At 74.3% G+C, this 16,844-nt stretch carries 16 protein-coding genes and 1 pseudogene; 9 read left to right on the forward strand and 8 right to left on the reverse strand.

Annotation, left to right across the window (positions count from 1 at the left end; genetic code table 11):
• Window positions 1-73 precede the first annotated feature (73 nt).
• Window positions 74-259 carry a transposase gene (locus BLW47_RS06000; RefSeq protein ID WP_091552688.1) on the forward strand — a complete coding sequence of 62 codons (186 nt, stop codon included), beginning with the start codon at window positions 74-76 and terminating at the stop codon, window positions 257-259.
• A gap of 66 nt (window positions 260-325) precedes the next feature.
• On the opposite strand, the gene BLW47_RS06005 is transcribed toward BLW47_RS06000, so the two are convergent.
• A complete protein-coding gene (locus BLW47_RS06005; protein ID WP_245736452.1) occupies window positions 326-634 on the reverse strand; it encodes a GNAT family N-acetyltransferase in 309 nt (102 codons plus the stop codon).
• A gap of 169 nt (window positions 635-803) precedes the next feature.
• Here BLW47_RS06005 and BLW47_RS06010 point away from each other — a divergent pair.
• Together BLW47_RS06010 and BLW47_RS06015 are read left to right on the forward strand one after the other, a co-directional pair.
• Window positions 804-1,271, forward strand: a pseudogene (locus BLW47_RS06010) (MarR family winged helix-turn-helix transcriptional regulator); the annotation flags it as partial.
• A gap of 95 nt (window positions 1,272-1,366) precedes the next feature.
• Window positions 1,367-2,356 carry a pirin family protein gene (locus BLW47_RS06015; protein WP_091552694.1) on the forward strand — a complete coding sequence of 330 codons (990 nt, stop codon included), beginning with the start codon at window positions 1,367-1,369 and terminating at the stop codon, window positions 2,354-2,356.
• A gap of 94 nt (window positions 2,357-2,450) precedes the next feature.
• Here BLW47_RS06015 and BLW47_RS25770 read toward each other — a convergent pair whose 3' ends face one another.
• Complete coding sequence (locus BLW47_RS25770; protein ID WP_281247240.1) at window positions 2,451-2,579, reverse strand: hypothetical protein; 129 nt, start codon at window positions 2,577-2,579, stop codon at window positions 2,451-2,453.
• 573 nt (window positions 2,580-3,152) lie between these two features.
• Between BLW47_RS25770 and BLW47_RS06020 the strand changes: the two genes are divergently transcribed.
• The 3 genes from BLW47_RS06020 to hrpB all read left to right on the forward strand — a co-directional run bounded on the left by BLW47_RS06020 (window position 3,153) and on the right by hrpB (window position 7,897).
• Window positions 3,153-3,989 (forward strand): SigB/SigF/SigG family RNA polymerase sigma factor, encoded by an 837-nt coding sequence (locus BLW47_RS06020; RefSeq protein ID WP_425435348.1) that lies wholly within the window; start codon window positions 3,153-3,155, stop codon window positions 3,987-3,989.
• A gap of 163 nt (window positions 3,990-4,152) precedes the next feature.
• Window positions 4,153-5,352, forward strand: coding sequence for an alpha-amylase family protein (locus BLW47_RS06025; RefSeq protein ID WP_091552700.1), 1,200 nt, complete (start codon window positions 4,153-4,155; stop codon window positions 5,350-5,352).
• 40 nt (window positions 5,353-5,392) lie between these two features.
• Window positions 5,393-7,897 (forward strand): ATP-dependent helicase HrpB, encoded by a 2,505-nt coding sequence (gene hrpB, locus BLW47_RS06030; protein WP_425435367.1) that lies wholly within the window; start codon window positions 5,393-5,395, stop codon window positions 7,895-7,897.
• Here the strand turns inward: hrpB and BLW47_RS06035 are convergent.
• The 6 genes from BLW47_RS06035 to BLW47_RS06060 form a co-directional block, all read right to left on the reverse strand.
• Entirely contained in the window at window positions 7,894-8,622 is a 729-nt protein-coding gene (locus tag BLW47_RS06035; RefSeq protein ID WP_091552705.1) for a PP2C family protein-serine/threonine phosphatase, read from the reverse strand. The two genes, hrpB and BLW47_RS06035, sit on opposite strands and share 4 nt — an antisense overlap.
• Before the next feature lie 133 nt (window positions 8,623-8,755).
• Window positions 8,756-10,180 (reverse strand): Nramp family divalent metal transporter, encoded by a 1,425-nt coding sequence (locus tag BLW47_RS06040; protein WP_091552707.1) that lies wholly within the window; start codon window positions 10,178-10,180, stop codon window positions 8,756-8,758.
• Between the two features lie 108 nt (window positions 10,181-10,288).
• The gene (locus BLW47_RS06045) at window positions 10,289-10,546 is read right to left on the reverse strand and encodes a UBP-type zinc finger domain-containing protein (protein WP_091552709.1); all 258 of its coding nucleotides are present in this window, start codon (window positions 10,544-10,546) and stop codon (window positions 10,289-10,291) included.
• Entirely contained in the window at window positions 10,543-12,117 is a 1,575-nt protein-coding gene (locus tag BLW47_RS06050) for a Na+/H+ antiporter (protein WP_091552711.1), read from the reverse strand. The genes BLW47_RS06045 and BLW47_RS06050 overlap by 4 nt, the downstream gene beginning before the upstream one ends.
• Before the next feature lie 28 nt (window positions 12,118-12,145).
• Window positions 12,146-13,114 (reverse strand): TIGR03885 family FMN-dependent LLM class oxidoreductase, encoded by a 969-nt coding sequence (locus BLW47_RS06055; RefSeq protein ID WP_091552713.1) that lies wholly within the window; start codon window positions 13,112-13,114, stop codon window positions 12,146-12,148.
• 114 nt (window positions 13,115-13,228) lie between these two features.
• Window positions 13,229-13,495: a hypothetical protein gene (locus BLW47_RS06060; protein ID WP_091552716.1), complete on the reverse strand. Its 267-nt coding sequence runs from the start codon at window positions 13,493-13,495 to the stop codon at window positions 13,229-13,231.
• Between the two features lie 152 nt (window positions 13,496-13,647).
• Between BLW47_RS06060 and BLW47_RS06065 the strand changes: the two genes are divergently transcribed.
• The 3 genes from BLW47_RS06065 to BLW47_RS06075 are packed head-to-tail and all read left to right on the forward strand — an operon-like array spanning window position 13,648 to window position 16,825.
• Complete coding sequence (locus BLW47_RS06065) at window positions 13,648-14,637, forward strand: 3-oxoacyl-ACP synthase III family protein (RefSeq protein ID WP_245736458.1); 990 nt, start codon at window positions 13,648-13,650, stop codon at window positions 14,635-14,637.
• A complete protein-coding gene (locus BLW47_RS06070; RefSeq protein ID WP_091552722.1) occupies window positions 14,634-15,371 on the forward strand; it encodes a glycosyltransferase family 2 protein in 738 nt (245 codons plus the stop codon). The genes BLW47_RS06065 and BLW47_RS06070 overlap by 4 nt, the downstream gene beginning before the upstream one ends.
• Entirely contained in the window at window positions 15,371-16,825 is a 1,455-nt protein-coding gene (locus tag BLW47_RS06075) for a class I adenylate-forming enzyme family protein (RefSeq protein WP_091552725.1), read from the forward strand. Before BLW47_RS06070 ends, BLW47_RS06075 begins: the two co-directional genes overlap by 1 nt.
• Window positions 16,826-16,844 lie beyond the last annotated feature (19 nt).

The following is a 16,844-nucleotide window of genomic DNA, read 5'->3' on the forward strand; positions in this document are numbered from 1 at the left end:
TCCCTGCTGACACGGCGTCGGGTAGACGCGGTAGTTGTACCGCAGCTGCACGCGACGACTATAACGTTCATCTATGACTGAACTCGAAAGCATTCACACTGGTAGACACCGCGCGTTTGCTATGCACGCCCACTTGGTCTTCGTGACGAAATTCCGGCACAAGGTGTTCTGGTCGGGCTCGTACTTCGCGGGGTCCGTCGGCGGCGCACCGCCGAGCATTGTGAAGCAGTACATCGAGCGGCAGAACCGCCCGACCTAAAGCACTGCTCAGGCCTGGGTGGCCCGCCCAGCGCGGGCCTTCACCCCCGCCCTGAAGGGCGGAGCACTAGCCCGCATTCCGGTAGCCGATGGACTCGTTGCCGAGCGCAGGGCTGACGCTGTGCAGCGAGACCGACCCGAGCACCGCGCCGGTGGCGGGATCGGTGACGGCGAGCGACGCGTGGTCGCCGGCGGACCAGTCGGCGCGCCGCTCGACCCAGGTCCGCGCCGTATCGAGGTCGGGCTCGACCGTCACCGGGCCGGGGTTCCACTGCGCGATCTCCGCGTCGCGCAACGCGCGCAGCACGGCCGGAGCGTCCGTGTCGCGCCACGGACGCAGCAGCAGGTCGGGGCCGGTGAGCTCGAGGTTCTGCACGGCCGACAGTGTGGCAAACCGGGCTGCCCCCACCGCGGTGATTCACCGCGGCGCGCGGGGACCCGGTCGCGGGCCGCAATCGTTCAATTTCGTACGACCGCTGCCGCCCGTCGGGAGCTGTGGCGAGCGGAACAGGTATTTCAGATTTGAATGATGCTATCGTGTCCGCATGGTCGAGGGACTGGACGCGGCGCGCATGACGTGCTGGCGCGCGTACATCGAGTCCAGCCAGCGGCTGCTCACCGCGCTGGAGGATGAGCTGCGGGAGGGCAGCGAGCTGAGCCTGGCCGACTATCACGTCCTGGTGCTGCTCTCCGAGGCGCCGCGGCAGCGGCTGCGCATGGGCGAACTCGCCGGTCGGCTGGTGTTCTCGCCGAGCCGGCTGACGTACCAGATCAGCTCGATGCGGCGACGCGGCCTCGTCGTCCGGGAGAGCTGCCCGCAGGACCGCCGGGGCAGCGAGGCGGTGCTCACCGCGGCCGGCCTGCTCGCGCTCCGCCGGGCCGCGCCGCAGCACCTCGCCGCGGTGCGCGCGCGCTTCATGGACGACCTCGACGAGGCGGAGGTGGCCGCCCTGACCCGCGTCTTCACCCGTCTCGGCGACCGACTCCGCGACCACACCGCGACCACCCGGCCACGCGGCGAGCACGCCGCCAGCCGAGAACCGCGCGACGAGCACGCCGACAGCCGAGAACCGCGCGGCGATCGCGCCGCCAGTTGAGAGAAGGAACGATGCCCGCCATCACCGTGGACGACGTCCTCGTCCTGCCCCGCCTGCCGCGCCTCGACCGGGCCGCCACCACGTACCGACCCGTACGCCGGCTCGTCACCGCGCCCAGCGGCTTTGAGGGCGAGGGCTTCCCGGTCCGCCGGGCCTTCGCCGGCGTGCCGATGCACGAGCTGGACCCCTTCCTGCACCTCGATCAGATGGGCGAGGTCGACTACGCGCCCGGCGAGCCGAAGGGGACCACCTGGCATCCGCACCGCGGCTTCGAGACGGTCACGTACATCATTGACGGGATCTTCGACCACCAGGACTCGCACGGCGGCGGTGGCACGATCACCAACGGCGACACCCAGTGGATGACGGCCGGCAGTGGTCTGCTTCACATCGAGGCGCCCCCGGAGCACCTGGTCATGAGCGGAGGGCTCTTCCACGGCCTGCAGCTGTGGGTCAACCTGCCGCGCGTGGCGAAGATGAGCCCGCCGCGCTACCAGGACATCCGGGGCAGGCAGTCGGCGCTGCTCACCACGCCCGACGGTGGCGCGCTGCTGCGCGTGATCGCCGGGGAGATCGCCGGCCATGCGGGCCCCGGTTCGACCCACACGCCGATCACCATCACCCACGTCACCGTGCAGCCGGGCGCGGAGGTGGAGCTGCCCTGGCGCGCCGACTTCAACGCCCTGCTGTACGTGCTGGCCGGCAGGGGCACCGTCGGGGTCGACGGTCGGCCCGTGCACACCGGCCAGCTCGCGGTGCACGGCCCGGGCGACGCGCTCCGCTTCACGGCGGACCCGCGGCAGGATTCGCACACGCCGGCGCTGGAGCTGTACATCATGGGCGGGCAGCCGATCCGGGAGCCGGTGGCGCACTACGGGCCGTTCGTGATGAACACCCGCGCGGAGCTGATCCAGGCGTTCGAGGACTACCAGGCCGGACGGCTCGGCGTGGTGCCGGCGGCGCGGGTGCCGCACTCGGACGGCGCGCCCGAGCCCCACTGACCCCGCGCCCCGCGCCCCTCCCCGCGAGGGCCGGGGAGGGCGCGCCGACGGGGGACGACGGGTCAGGCGGGGACGGGTCAGGAGGCAGACTCGGTCAGGAAACGAGGAACACCCCCACGACGCCGAGCAGCACCATCATGAGCACGGTCAGCAGCAGACCCTGTTCGCTCTCGACCGGCTGGGCGCCGTAGCTCTGCTGGCGGTCGGGGGTGGTGGCCGTCATCGTGGGACCTCCTCGGCTTGCGCGTCGACTGTGTGTGGGCCGGCGACCTCGCCGCGGCTTCGCATCTCGGTGCGCCCGCCTGCGTCGCGGCCCGGTTCGCGGGGGTGAGGGCTTCGTCGACCTCGCCGGGCCGCTGTCGAAAAGAGCCCATCTGGCGATGGGCGTCCGGCGGGAATATCGCGACCCGATCCTCCAGATACCCAGCCACAGCAGGGAAAACCCCCTGGTGACCAGCGTCTCCCGAGATCATCCGAACGCTGGTCCCAGCGGCGCGCGCGGCGCGCCCGGTCCGGTCGCCGGGCGGCGTGTGCCCCCCGCCGCGGCGGGATTCGTCCCCCGAACGCGGGCGGCGGTCGGCGGTCGGGTACCGACCGGCGGCACCGTTGGCGCCCGTCGGGCACATCTCGCCCGCCCGATTTCTCCGCTTTCATGCCAGGACACGAGCTTTATACATCGTACTTTCGGCTGGACTTCTCCTAGACGATGCGGCTAGTGTTCAGGTCGAACGGCCGAACTGGCACATGCAAAAGAACCACCTTTCATATCTGCGGACGAGGTGCAGGGAGGACCACCATGACCGCGACCGCCACGAGCACGACGCGCATGAGGGAGACGGAGCTCCCGGAGACCAAGACGCCGGCGCTCGACCCCACCGCGCTCTCCGACAGCGCGACCGACCTGCTGAACGCGATGGCCGCGCTGCCCGCCAACCACCCGTCGCGCGCCTCGCTGCGGGCGCGCGCGATCGAGGCGTGGCTGCCGCTGGCACAGCACCTGGCGCACCGCTACAGCGGGCGCGGCGAGCCGACCGACGATCTGATGCAGACCGCGGCGGTTGGCCTGATCAAGGCCGTCGACAAGTTCGACCCCTCGCGCGGCGTCGACTTCGCGGGCTACGCCATCCCCACGATCATCGGCGAGCTCAAGCGGCACTTCCGCGACCGCACCTGGGACATCCGGGTGCCGCGGCGGCTGCAGGAGCTTCGGCTGAGCATCTCCGAGGCGAACAGCACGCTGCTGCAGACGCTCGGCCGGTCCCCGACGATCGCCGACATCGCCGCCCACCTGCGGCTCACCGAGGAAGAGGTCCTGGAGGGGCTGGAGGGTGCGCGTGCCTACAACGCCGTCTCCCTCTCCACGCCGACCGGTGACGGCGAGCGGGCGACCGAGCTGGGCGACATGCTCGGCGCCGAGGACGGCGAGTACGAGCTGGCGGAGCTGCGTGTCGCGCTCGGGCCCGCGCTGGCGACCCTCGACGACCGCGAGCAGAAGATCCTGACGCTGCGGTTCTACGGGAACCTGACGCAGTCGCAGATCGCCGAGCAGATCGGCGTCTCCCAGATGCACGTCTCCCGGCTGCTCGCCCGGGCGCTGGGCAAGCTGCGCGGGAAGCTGGGCGAGGACTACTGAGCAGAAGCGACGTCGACGGGCGGCTGGCCGCGAGCCGGCCGCCCGTTGTCGTGCCCGCCCCGGACAACCGCGTCGCGGTATCCATCTCGGCAGTTACGAATATGAGAGTTCGCCGGACGGCATCGGAGGCTGACATGCAGGTGACCGCGGCCCGGACGGGCGCGTGACCGCCGCTGGCGTGGCCCGGCCGCGCGGGGCGGGTGCGGGACGGACGCGCGCGGGTCACGACCTGCGCGGCGGCGTCCTCTACCGGCTCCGGCTGCCGACCTTCACCCCGCAGGGCACGGTCGCGGCGGCCGTCGACCGCCTCCCCCACCTCGGCGACCTCGGCGTCGAGGTGGTCGAGCTGCGCGGCGTCGACACCTCGCCCGACCTCCCCGCCTTCGTCGACGCCGCCCACGCCCGGGGGCTCGGGGTCGTGCTGCACGTCGAGCACGAGCGGTTCGACGCGGACTCCGACGCGGCGCAGCACGCGCTCGTCTCGGCCGTGGCGCGGCGGCTGCGGGAACACCACCTGGACGGGCTGCGCGTGCGGATCCGGGGCCGCGCTACCGACGCCGCGATCAACCGCCTGTACGCGCAGCTCGCCGCCGAGGTCACGGTGCTCTCCGTGCAGCTCGGACGGCCGCTGTCGCTGATCGTGGACTCCGATGTGGACGGCGCGCGGCTGGTGGTCCCGTCCGAGGCCCCGGCGCCGGGCGCCGCCAACCCGGAGCGCGACTTCGCCTCGCTGCGCGGCCTCACCGACGTGCTCGCCCGCCGGCCCGCGGCCGGGCTGCCGGCGCTCGACGTCGACGATCCGGTCGGCCGGGAGGGCGCGACGACGCTCTCCCGCGGCCTGCGTCGGGTGGCCACCACCCTGCTGCTCACCGGACCGGCGATCCCGGTGCTGACCATGGGCGAGGAATGGGGTGCGACGCCGGTCGACGAGCAGCGGCACGTCGCCGAACCGGCGATGGTGGGCGCGGGCGCGGGACGCGCCGCGCCGCGCTGGTCGGCCGCGACGGGTCGGCACGCCGATGCCGTGCCGCTGGACTGGTCGGAGCGGGACCGGCCGGCGCAGCGCGAGCTGCTCCGGCTCTACCGGGACCTGATCGCGCTGCGCCGCCGGGAGCCGCAACTCGGCACCGCGCCCGTCCGCCCGGACGGCGTACGCCGGGGTGATCACTTCCTGACCGTCCGGCGGGGCAGCCGGGTCGTCGTCGCGAACCTCGGGCGTACGCCGCGCCGCGTCAACGTCGCCGGCGTGCCGCGCCGGGTGCTGCTCGCCACCGAACTCGGCGTCTGCCTCACCCATGACGCGGTCGACCTGCCACCCGAGTCCGCCGCCGTCGTCGAGTGCGCGCGGTTCGACCGACGCTGATCGCGGAACTCGCCCGCCGGTACGCGAGACTGGGCCGGTGCTGACCGATCGCGCCACCGTCGACCTTCCGGTCCGACGCGTCCTGCCCGAGCTGGTCGGGGCGCTGCGCGACGCCGGCAGCGCGGTCCTGGTCTCCCCGCCCGGCACCGGCAAGACCACACTCGTGCCGCTGGCGCTCGCCGACGCGCTGACCGGGCGGATCGTGGTCGCCGAACCCCGGCGGGTGGCCGTACGGGCCGCGGCGCGCCGGATGGCGGCGCTGCTCGGCGAGCCCGTCGGCGGCACGGTCGGCTACACGGTGCGCGGCGAGCGCCGGGTCGGCCCCACCACCCGCGTCGAGGTGGTGACCACCGGCGTGCTGGTGCGGCGGCTGCAACGCGATCCGGAGCTGCCCGGCACCGCCGCGGTGGTGCTCGACGAGGTCCATGAGCGGCAGCTCGACTCGGACCTCGCCCTCGCGTTCACCCTCGACGTCCGCGCCGCGCTCCGCCCGGAGCTGCGCCTGCTCGCCGCGTCCGCGACCGCGCAGGCGGGGCGGCTCGCCGCGCTCCTGGAGCCCGCCGGCGGGGCCCCGGTGATCACCGCGCCCTCCGCGCTGCACCCCGTCGACGTGGTCTGGGCTCCCCCGCCGCGCCCGGTGGACGCCCCGCACGGGCTGCGGGTGGACCCGCGGCTGCTCGACCACGTCGCCGACACGGTGCGCCGGGCGCTGCGCGACGACGACGGCGATGTGCTGGTCTTCCTGCCGGGTGCGGGCGAGATCGCCGCCGTCGAACGGCGCCTCGCCGACCCGACCGCGCCGGTGCGGGTGATCTCGCTGCACGGCCGGCAGAGCGCCGAGCGGCAGGACGAGGCGCTGCGGGCCGGGCCGGAGCGCCGGGTGGTGCTGGCGACCGCGGTGGCCGAGAGCAGCCTCACCGTGCCCGGCGTCCGGGTCGTGGTCGACGCCGGGCTGGCCCGGGTGCCGCGCACCGACCACGCCCGCGGGCTCGGCGCGCTGGTGACGGTGGCGGTCTCGCGCGCCGGCGCGGAGCAGCGCGCGGGACGCGCCGGCCGGGAGGCGCCGGGTCGGGTCTACCGCTGCTGGTCGGCGGCGCAGCACGAGCGGCTGCCCCCGCACGCCGAGCCGGAGATCGCGATCGCCGACCTCACCGGGTTCGCGCTGCAGCTCGCCTGCTGGGGGACGCCCGACGGCACGGGGCTGGCGCTGCCGGATCCCCCGCCGGGCGCGCCCTTCGACCTCGCCCGGCACACGCTTGCCGCGCTCGGCGCGATCGACGGCGACGGCCGGGTCACGCCGCGCGGACGGCAGATCGCGGCGGTCGGTGCCCCGCCCCGGCTGGCGCGGGCCCTGCTCGACGGCGCCGCCGCGACCGGCACCCGGCGCGCGGCCGAGGTGGTCGCGCTGCTCGCCGAGGACGTGGCGGGCGGTTCCGGCGGGGACCTCGTGGCGATCTGGCGCGGGCTGCGCGCGGGCACTCACCCGGCCGCCGCGCGGTGGCGCGCGGAGGTGCGACGGCTCGCCGAGGCGGCGCCGCGGGACGAGCCGGACCGCCGAGGACTCCCCGACGACCTGGCGGCCGGGCTGGTCGTCGGGCTCGCGTACCCCGAGCGGCTGGGCCGGGTGCGCCAGCCCGGCGGTCGGACGTACCTGATGGCCGGCGGCACCGCCGCCGAGCTGCCGCCGGCCTCGGCGCTGGCCGGCGCGACCTGGCTCGCGGTCGCCGCCGCGGACCGGCCACCCGGCCGCCGGGACGCGCAGATCCGGCTCGCCGCGGTCGTCGACGAGGCGACGGCGCGCGAGGCGGGCGCGCCGCTGTTGGGCACCGACGAGGAGGTCGCCTGGTCGGACGAGGACGTCGTGGCCCGCGAGGTGACCCGGCTGGGCGCCATCGCGCTGGTGGACCGCCCGCTGCACCGGCCCGATCCGACGCTGGTCGCCGCCGCCCTGCTCGACGGGTTGCGTCGGACCAACCTCGCTCTGCTGAACTGGACCGCCGGGGCGCGTGCGCTGCGCGAGCGGCTCGCGTTCTGCCGGCAGGCGCTCGGCGAGCCGTGGCCACGGGTGGACGACGAGGCGCTGCTCGACGGCGCGACGCGGTGGCTCGGGCCGGAGCTGGCCGCGGCGCGTCGCCGCGCCGATCTGGCGCGCGCCGACGTCGCCGGGGCGCTGCGCCGGCTGCTGCCCTGGCCGCAGGCCGCCCGCCTGGACGAGGTCGCGCCGGAGCGCCTCACCGTGCCCAGCGGCTCACGGGTACGGATCGACTACACCGACCCGGCCGCGCCGGTGTTGGCGGTGAAGGTGCAGGAGGCGTTCGGGTGGCGCACCGCACCGCGGATCGCCGACGGCCGCGTGCCGGTGCTGCTGCACCTGCTCTCCCCCGCCGGCCGGCCGGTCGCGGTCACCCGCGACCTGGCGTCGTTCTGGGCGACCGGTTATCCGCAGGTGCGGGCGGAGCTGCGGGGCCGCTATCCCCGCCATCCCTGGCCGGAGGACCCCACGACCGCGACGCCGACGCGGCGCGCCCAGCCGCGCCGGGGCTAGGCGCCCTCCACGATGTCGGCGATCACCACGGTCACGTTGTCGGGTCCGCCACCGTCGAGCGCCAGCTCCACCAGCCGGCGCGCGCACGCCTGCGGATCGGGGTAGCCGGTCAGCACCTCGCCGATCACGTCGGCGGGGACCACGTTGGAGAGACCGTCGCTGCACAGCAGCCACCGGTCCCCCGGATACGGCGCCATCGAGCCGTACGCCGCGGTGACCGGCTCGCCCTGCAACGCCCGCGTCACCACCGCGCGCCGCGGGTGCGTCATCGCCTGCTCGGCGGTGATCACTCCCTCGTCGACGAGCATCTGCACGAACGTGTCGTCCTTGGTCATCTGCTCCAGCACGCCGCCGCGGAGCAGGTAGGCCCGCGAGTCGCCGACGTGGACGAGGGCGACGGCGGTCCCGGTGGCGGAGCAGAGCAGCGCGGTGAGAGTCGTGCCCATCCCCTCCCGCGTCGGATCCTCGGTCACCGCCGCGCGGATCCGCTCGCTGGCCGTCGCGACCGCCTCGCGCAGCGCCTCGGCCAACTGCTCGTCGCCGAGCGCCACGTCCAGCCCGGCGATCGCCTCGATCGCGATCGCGCTGGCGAGGTCGCCCGCCGCCATCCCGCCCATACCGTCGGCGACCGCGACGAGCCACTCCCCGGCGTGCACAGAGTCCTGGTTGGCGCTCCGGACCAGCCCGCAGTCGGTCACCGCCGCCGAACGCAGCTTCAGGGTCATGGCAGGCAGCCTGCCAAAAGAAGGGCCGGAATGTCTCTAGTGAATCACCGTGACATCGCCGCAAGATGGGGAAAATCCCGGCGGGGCGGACCGGACGACCGCCGCGACCCTCATGATCAACGGGGAACGGCGGTCAGCGGAGCCAATCGAGCAGGCGCTCGCCCTGCTGCCAGATGGTCAGCGCGGAGAAGACGCCGAACAGGGCGACCGCCCAGATCAGCGCGACCACGCGGTAGGCGCGGGGGCGGATCTGCGCGGGCAGGACCCGGCGGTTGAGGACCAGCAGCAGGATCGAGTAGAGGAACATCATCAGCCCGCCGACGCAGGCGGAGATGACCAGCAGCGGCAGCGGCTGGTCGAAGCCGCTGAGCAGGATGACGCAGCCGAGCAGGACCAGGCCCCAGACCAGCCCGAAGTAGATCCGGCTCTCCGACATCCGGCGCAGGTACGAGGTCTTCAGCACGTCTGCGGCGAGCCGGCTGGTGTAGTCGACGATGCCCATCGCGGCCGCGAAGAGCGACACCGCGCCGATCACCCAGAAGAGCGTGCCGAACCACGGCGCCACCGACTCCGTGAGCCGCTCCCCCTCGACGTTCAGGAACGACACGCTGTTGGCCAGCCCCGGCACGCCGTGCACGGTGGAGTAGGCGAGCATCGACATCAGGCCGATGGTGACGAAGGAGATCAGGAGGAACGTGAGGAGCTGCTCCGAGTTGGCCACCCGCCACCAGCGCCGCCAGCGGCCCAGGTTCTCCGCGGTCGGCTCGAAGACGTACCCGCTGGTGTCCGGGGCGGCCTCCTCCCGGCCGGTCACCGGGCTGACCAGCCGCGGCACGTACGCGCCCATGCCGAAGCCCTTGTCGCGGATCCAGTTGCTCTGCACCAGGTTCTGTCCGCCGCCGGCCCCGGCGAAGACCAGCGCGGAGAGCATCAGGGCGAAGCCCAGCTCGGTCGGGAACGCGGGCGCGGTGACGGCGCGGGGCAGCTCCCGCCAGGCGTCGGCGGAGATCGCGAAGACCACGGCCACCCCGATGAAGAGCACGACCAACCCGACCTTGACGAACTCCACCCGCTCCAGCGCGACGTAGATGACCGGGGCGAGCGTGAGCGTGACCCCGATGAGCAGCAGCATCCCGACCGCGATCCAGGCGGCGTCGCCGCCGAAGAGATACGTCACCATCGTGGCGGAGCTGGACGCCCAGCCGGGCCAGAGGTTCGCGAAGTAGGTCATGATCGCAAATACCAGACCCCAGTGGCGCCAGAAGCGGGAGAAGCCGGTCAGCGCGGTCTCGCCGGTGGCGAGCGTGTACCGCTCGATCTCCATGTTCAGGAACCACTGGGTGATCAGGCCGATGGCGGCGGCCCAGAGGAAGACGAGCCCGACCTGGGAGGCGATGTACGGGAAGAGGATGAACTCGCCGGAGGCGAGCCCGACGCCGGCGGCGACCACGCCCGGCCCGATGATGCGCCACGCGGAGCGCGGGGGCTCGGGCAGGTCGCGTACGGCCACGCCGGGCACGTGTCTGGTGGGGAACCGGTCTGCGGCGGTCTGCGTCATCGTCAGACTCCCGGGGGCGAAAGGGACTCCTCGGTACCCCGGCCGCACGGACGGCGAAACCTCACCGGGGCATGGATCAGTCTCGCACCGCGGGAGCCGAAGCAGAAGCTAGCCGAGCACCTCGTCGACGTAGCACCACCGCCACGACTCCCCCGGCTGGACCGACCGCATCACGGGGTGGCCGCTGTCGCGGAAGTGCCGCGTGGCGTGCCGGTACGGCGACGAGTCGCAGCAGCCGACGTGCCCACAGGTCAGGCAGGCGCGCAGCCGTACCCAGTCGGTGTTCCCCTCGGCCAGGCAGTCCTGGCAGGCGTCGGCGATCTGCGGCTCGGGGGCCCCGACGGTGTGCAGGTGCGGACAGCTCATCGCTCCACCCTCCGCCGCAGCAGTGACTCCTCCAGGTCCAGGTCGTGCTGCGCCTGGACCAGCACCTCCTCCGGGATGCGCCCCTCGTCGCGCGCCACCCGGAACACCTCGCGTTCCGCGTCGATCATCTCCTGCCGCAGCCGGCTGTACGCCTCGGACGGCGTTTCCTGCCCCTCGCCGCCGAGCCGCTCCCAGGCGGCGTTACTGCGCTCCTCGATCACCTTGCGCAGCCGTTCCACCACCGCCGTGGGCGCCCCGTCGGCCGTGGCGTCCAGCCGCTCCCGCGCCGCGCGGCTGGCCGCGTGCTGGACGGCGGCCTCGGAGAGCACGTCGGCGGTGGGATCGTCCTGGGGCAGCCGGAGCAGCCGCGCGACGGCCGGCAGGGTGGTGGCCTGCAGCAGCAGGGTCACCACGATCACCGCGAAGGCCACGCCGACGAAGAGCCCCCGCGGGTACGTCGTGCCGTCGGCCAGCTGCAGCGGCAGCGCGAGCGCGGCGGCCAGCGTCACCACGCCGCGCATCCCGGCCCAGGCGAGCACGGCCGGGAAGCGCCAGGAGATCGGCGGCTCGCGGCGGCGGATCCGCGGTACCAGCCGGGCGAGGAAGGCCGCCGGGAACAGCCACAGGAACCGGGTCAGGATCACGGTCGCCAGCACCGCCAGCGTGACCCAGGCGGCGGTCTGCCAGCCGGTCTGCAGGTTGCGCAGCACGTCGCGCAGTTGGAGGCCGACCAGCAGGAAGACCAGCCCCTCCAGCACGAAGGTGACCAGCCGCCAGAAGGCGTTCATCTGCAGCCGGGACTCGGCGGCCAGCAACGTCGGCATCCGGTGTCCGAGCGCCAGTCCGGCGACGACCACGGCGACGATGCCGGACATGTGCAGGTACTCGGCCGGCAGGACCAGCAGGAACGGGCTGATCAGCGACAGCGCGTTCTCCAGCACCGGGTCCTTCACCCGGGCGTGCAGGAAACCGAGCAGCACCGCGCCGACGGCCCCGATCACCAGGCCGCCACCCGCCGCCAGCAGCACCTGCCCGCCGATGTCACCGATGCCGACGGCGCCGCCCCCGGCGGCGGCGATCGACACCCGGAGCAGCACCAGCGCGGTCGCGTCGTTGATCAGGCTCTCGCCCTCGAGGATGCTCACGATCCGGCGCGGCAGCCCGATCCGGCGGGCCACCGCGGTCGCCGCGACCGCGTCGGGCGGGGCCACCACCGCGCCGAGCGCCACGCAGGCGCCGAACGGCACGCCGGGCAGCAGCAGGTGGACGACGAGCCCGACGGCGAACGCCGTGAAGATCACCAAGCCGATCGCGAGCAACAGGATCGGGCGCAGGTTGAATCGGAACGCCGGCACCGAGGTCTGGATGGCGGCCACGTAGAGCAGCGGCGGCAGGATGCCGACCAGGACGATCTCGGGGTCGAGACGTACCACGGGGAAGCCGGGCACGAGCGACAGCGCCAGGCCGGCCACCACGAGCACGATCGGGGCGAGCAGGCCGAGCCGGCGGGCCAGGGCCGCGCCGACCATGGCCACCCCGAGGAGTACGACGACCTCGGTCAGCGTTTCCATGGGCGAAGCGTAAATGTCGGATCCGCTGTCAGTTGCCAGTGATGCGTAGCTTGGGGAGCACCTCGGTCCCGAACGCGTCGATGAAATCGTCCAACTCCTGCCCGACGTGGTGCAGGTAGATCTCGTCGAAGCCCAGCTCCGCGTACTCGGACAGCCAGCCGACGTGCCGGCCGAGGTCCGCCGAGACGTTCACCACCGCGGCGATCTGCTCCCGGGTGACATCGGCGGAGACGACGTCGAAGTGCTCCGGCGTCTCCAGGTCCCAGCAGACCGGCGGTCCGAAGACGTTGCTGCGCCACTGGTCGTACGCCAGCCGCTGCGCCTGCGCGTCGTCCGGCGCCCAGCTCAGATGCACCTGCAGCACCACCGGCCCGCGCCCGCCCGCGTCACGGTAGCCGTCCACGACCCGCCGCAGGTGCGCCACCGGGGCGTTCACCGTGATCAGCCCGTCCGCCCACTGCGCGCACCAGCGCGCGGTCTCGACGCTCACCGCCGCCCCAATCAGCGCCGGCGGCTGCTCCGGACGCGTCCACAGCCGCGCCCGGTCGACGGTGACCAGCCCGTCGTGGCTGACCTCCTCGCCGGCGAGCAGCGCCCGGATCACGTCCACGCACTCGCGCAGCCGCGCCGCCCGCTCCGGCTTGCGCGGCCAGCGCTCGCCGGTGATGTGCTCGTTGCTCGCCTCGCCGGTCCCGAGCGCCGCCCAGAACCGTCCCGGATACATCGCGGCCAGCGTGCCGATCGCCTGCGCGATGATCGCCGGGTGGTAGCGCTGGCCGGGCGCGTTGACCACCCCGAACGGCATCCGGGTGGCCTGCAGCGCGGCGCCCAGCCAGGACCAGGCGAAGCCGGAGTGGCCCTGCCGCTCGCTCCACGGCGAGAAGTGGTCGGAGCACATCCCGGCGGTGAAGCCGGCCCGCTCCGCGCGGACGACCGCGTCGAGCAGCCGGGCCGGATGGATCTGCTCGTGCGAGGAGTGGATGCCGTAGACCGTCATGGCCGGCCAACTACCCCGCTGTCCGGGTTTTTACGCGGTGCCCGCCGGCCGTCCCTACGCGAACGCCGTCGTCCCTACTCGAACGCCGTCGTCCCTACTCGAACGCCGTCGTCCCTACTCGAACAACGAGTGCCGTACGCCCGGTTGCTCCCGCCGCCGCGCGGCCCGGCGCAGCTGCACCACCACCACGTCGACCGCGGCGGCCGCCGCCAGCGCGAACAGGACAACCGCCGGGGCCGGGTGGCCGGCCCGCGCGGTCAACACGCCGAGCACCGTGCACACGACGAGGCCGAACGTCGCCAGCAACAGCCGCAGGTTCAGGGCGCTGTACGGATGTCCGATCGTTCCTCTCGCCCCTCTGGGCTGGGACTTTACGGCCATACCGCCGAGTTACCCGGTGGCGCGCACACCGTAACCTCATCGGGGGCGCGCCGTGATCAACACTGGTCGCGGCGCACCGCCGTCCGCCGCACCCTTCCGGAAAGCTGAGCATGATCGCTACCCCACCGCCCCCCGGTCCCACACCGGCACGGGTGGGCATCACCGCCGTCGGGGCGGCGTTGCCGCAACAGCAGCTCAGCACCGCCGACCTGCAGGAACGCGTCAGCCGCGCCAGCGGGTTCCCGCTGCCGCGCAACCTGTTCGCCACGATGACCGGCATCGAGCACCGACGGCTGGCGGCCGAGGACGAGTACGCCTCCACCCTGGCGATCCGGGCGGCGCGCCAGGCGCTGGCCGCCGGGAACATCGACCCCGGCGACATCGACCTGCTGCTGTTCGCCTCGGCCACCCGCGACGTCGCCGAGCCGGCCACCGCGCACATCGTGCAGGCGGAGCTGGGCACCCGGGCGCACGCGCTGGACGTCACCAACGCCTGCAACAGCTTCCTGAACGGCATCGACGCCGCCCGGTCGTTCATCCTCGCCGGCCGGGCGCGGCGGGCGCTCGTGGTCACCGGCGAGACCCCCACCCGGTCGATGCGCTGGCAGCTCGCGGACCTCGGGCAGGCCCGCTCCGCGTTCGCCGGGTACACCTTCGGCGACGCCGGGGCGGCCGTGATCGTCGAGGCGGTGCCGACCGGCGGCATCCTCGACATCGACACGGAGACGTACTCGGCGCACTGGGCGGTGGGCGGCATCCCCGGGGGCGGCTCGCGGCATCCGCGCGGCGACGAGCACACCTACTTCCAGGGCGACGGCCGGGAGCTGCGCGCGGTGTTCGAGCGGATCGGCGCGGACATCCTCGACCGGGTGCGACGGCGCACCGGGCTGAACTGGAACGACTACGCCCGGGTGCTGGTGCACCAGGTGACCGTCCCCTACCTGCACCGGTTCGTGGAGGTGACCGGCGTGCCCAAGGAGAAGCTGGAGGTCACGGTGGCGGAGCTGGGCAACATGGCGAGCGCGACGCTCGGGGTGCAGCTGGCCCGGGTGCACGCCGGGCTGCGCAGCGGCGACCGGGTGCTGTTCGTGGGGCTCGGCGGCGGCGTGAGCCTGATGACCATGGTGTGGGAGAAGGCGTGACCGAGCTCTGGGTCGTGGTGCCCGCGTACAACGAGCAGAGCCGGATCGGCGGGACGCTGGACGCGCTGGCCGCCCAGACCGACCTCGACTTCACCCTGCTGGTGGTCGACAACGCCTCGACCGACGGCACCGCCGACGTGGTCCACGGCTTCGCCGCCACCGCCCCGTTCCCGGTGCACCTGATCCGCGAGCCGGAGAAGGGGGTGGGCTGCGCGGTGGACACCGGGTTCCGGCACGCGATCACGCACGGGGCGCTGCTGCTGGCCCGCACCGACGCCGACTGCCTGCCGCACCCGTACTGGGTCGCCGCCGCGCGGGCCGCCCTGGACGCCGGGGCGGGGATGGTGTGCGGGCGGATCACCGCACGCCGCGACGAGCACGGTCCGCTCGGCCGGGCCGCCTTCCGGGGCGTCGTCGCCGCGGCGTCGGCGTTCGGCCGCATCCGCCCGGCGCACCGCGGCCCCGGCTACCTGGTCCCGTACCGCATGCACGCCGGCAACAACATGGCGATCACCGCGCGGCTGTACCTCGCGGCCGGCGGGATGCCGCGGCGCCCCTCCCCCACCGACCGGACCTTCCTGAACCGGGTCCGCCGTACCAGCCCGGAGATCGTGCGTAGTCGCGTCATGGTGGTGGAGAACTCGACCCGCCGGCTGCGGGCGTACGGGCTGCGGCGCAGCGCGCACTGGTATCTCGACCGCGGCAGCGGCGACCTCACCCCGGACCCGCGCTGATGCTCGACGAGCTCGCGGCGACGCTGCGCCGCGACCCGGACCGCCCGGCGGTGCTCGCCGCGACGCGCTCCGGCCGCGAGCGGGTCCGCGCCACCCGCGGCCAGCTCGCCGAGCTCGCCGACGGGTACGCGGCCGCGCTGCACCACCGCGGCCTGACCGCCGGCGACACGCTCGGGGTCGCCGTGCGGCCCGGCCCGCGCGCGCTGTCGGTGCTGCTCGCCGCGCACCGGCTCGGGCTGCGGGTGGCGGTGCTGGACCCGTCGGCCGGACCGGACGTGCTCGCTGCCCGGCTGACGCTGGCCCGGCCGGCGTTGATCGTGGCGGACGCCGCGGCACAGGCGGTCGCCGGCTGGGCCCGCCCGCTGGCCCGGCGCGCCCAGCTCGCGCTCCCCGACCTGGCCTCGCTCGGCCCGGTGGTGACCGCCGGCCGACGGCTGCCCGGCTGCGCCCCCACGCTGGCCCCGCGCGGTGGCCCGGCCCCGCGCCCGTTCGACGGCGACGGCGACGCCGTGATCATCTTCACCTCCGGCACGACGACCCGGCCCCGCGCCGTGGTGCACAGCCGCGCCGGGCTCGACGCCGGGATGCGCGCGGTCGCCGGCCTGGTCGGGCCGCGGCCCGGCGTACCGGTGCTCGGCGGGATGTTCTTCGTGCTGGTGCCGTCGCTGGCCAGCGGCGCGCCGGTGGCGATGCCGGCACGGTCGGCGCGGGTGCTGACCCGCCAGGTGGCCCGGCTGCGTCCGCAGGCCACCTACCTGACCCCGCCGCAGCTACGGTCGCTGCTCGCCGAGTCGCCCCGGCTGACCGGCGCGGTCTACAGCGGCTCCGCGCCGGTCAGCGCCGCGCTGCTGGCCCGGGTCAAGCGGGCCGGCGCCACGCGGGCCTGGTGCGTGTACGCCCTGACCGAGCTCTTTCCGGCCGCCGCCGTCGAGGAGGCCGAGAAGTCGGCGTTCACCGGCGACGGCGACCTCGTCGGCGCGCCGCTGCCCGGGGTGCGGGCCCGGCTCGACGACACCGGCCAGCTGCTGCTGACCGGCCCGGGCCGGTCGGACCGCTACCTCGGCGAGGCGCCGCACGAGTGGGTCGCCACCGGCGACGCGGCCCGGCTCGACGGCGACCGGGTGGTGCTGGCGGGCCGGCTCAAGGACATGATCCTGCGGGGCGCGGAGAACATCTATCCCGGCCTGTACGAGCCGGCGCTGCACGTGCCCGGGGTGAGCCTCGCGGTGCTGGTCGGGGTTCCGGCCGGCGACGGCGACGAGCGGCTCGTCGCGGTGGTCGAGCCGGAGCCGGGCGTGGACGCCGCGCGGGTGCGCGCGGCGCTGGAGCCGGCGCTGGCACGGATGGGGGCGGCCCGGCCGGACCGGGTGCTGTTCCGGCCGGTGCCGCTGGCCGGTCGCTCCCGCAAGCCCGATCGGGCGGCGGCCGCCGCTCTGGCCGCCGCGGATGCGTAGCCGGCCGGGACGGGCCGTC

The organism is Micromonospora pattaloongensis (genome assembly GCF_900107255.1).
GTDB lineage: Bacteria > Actinomycetota > Actinomycetes > Mycobacteriales > Micromonosporaceae > Micromonospora_I > Micromonospora_I pattaloongensis.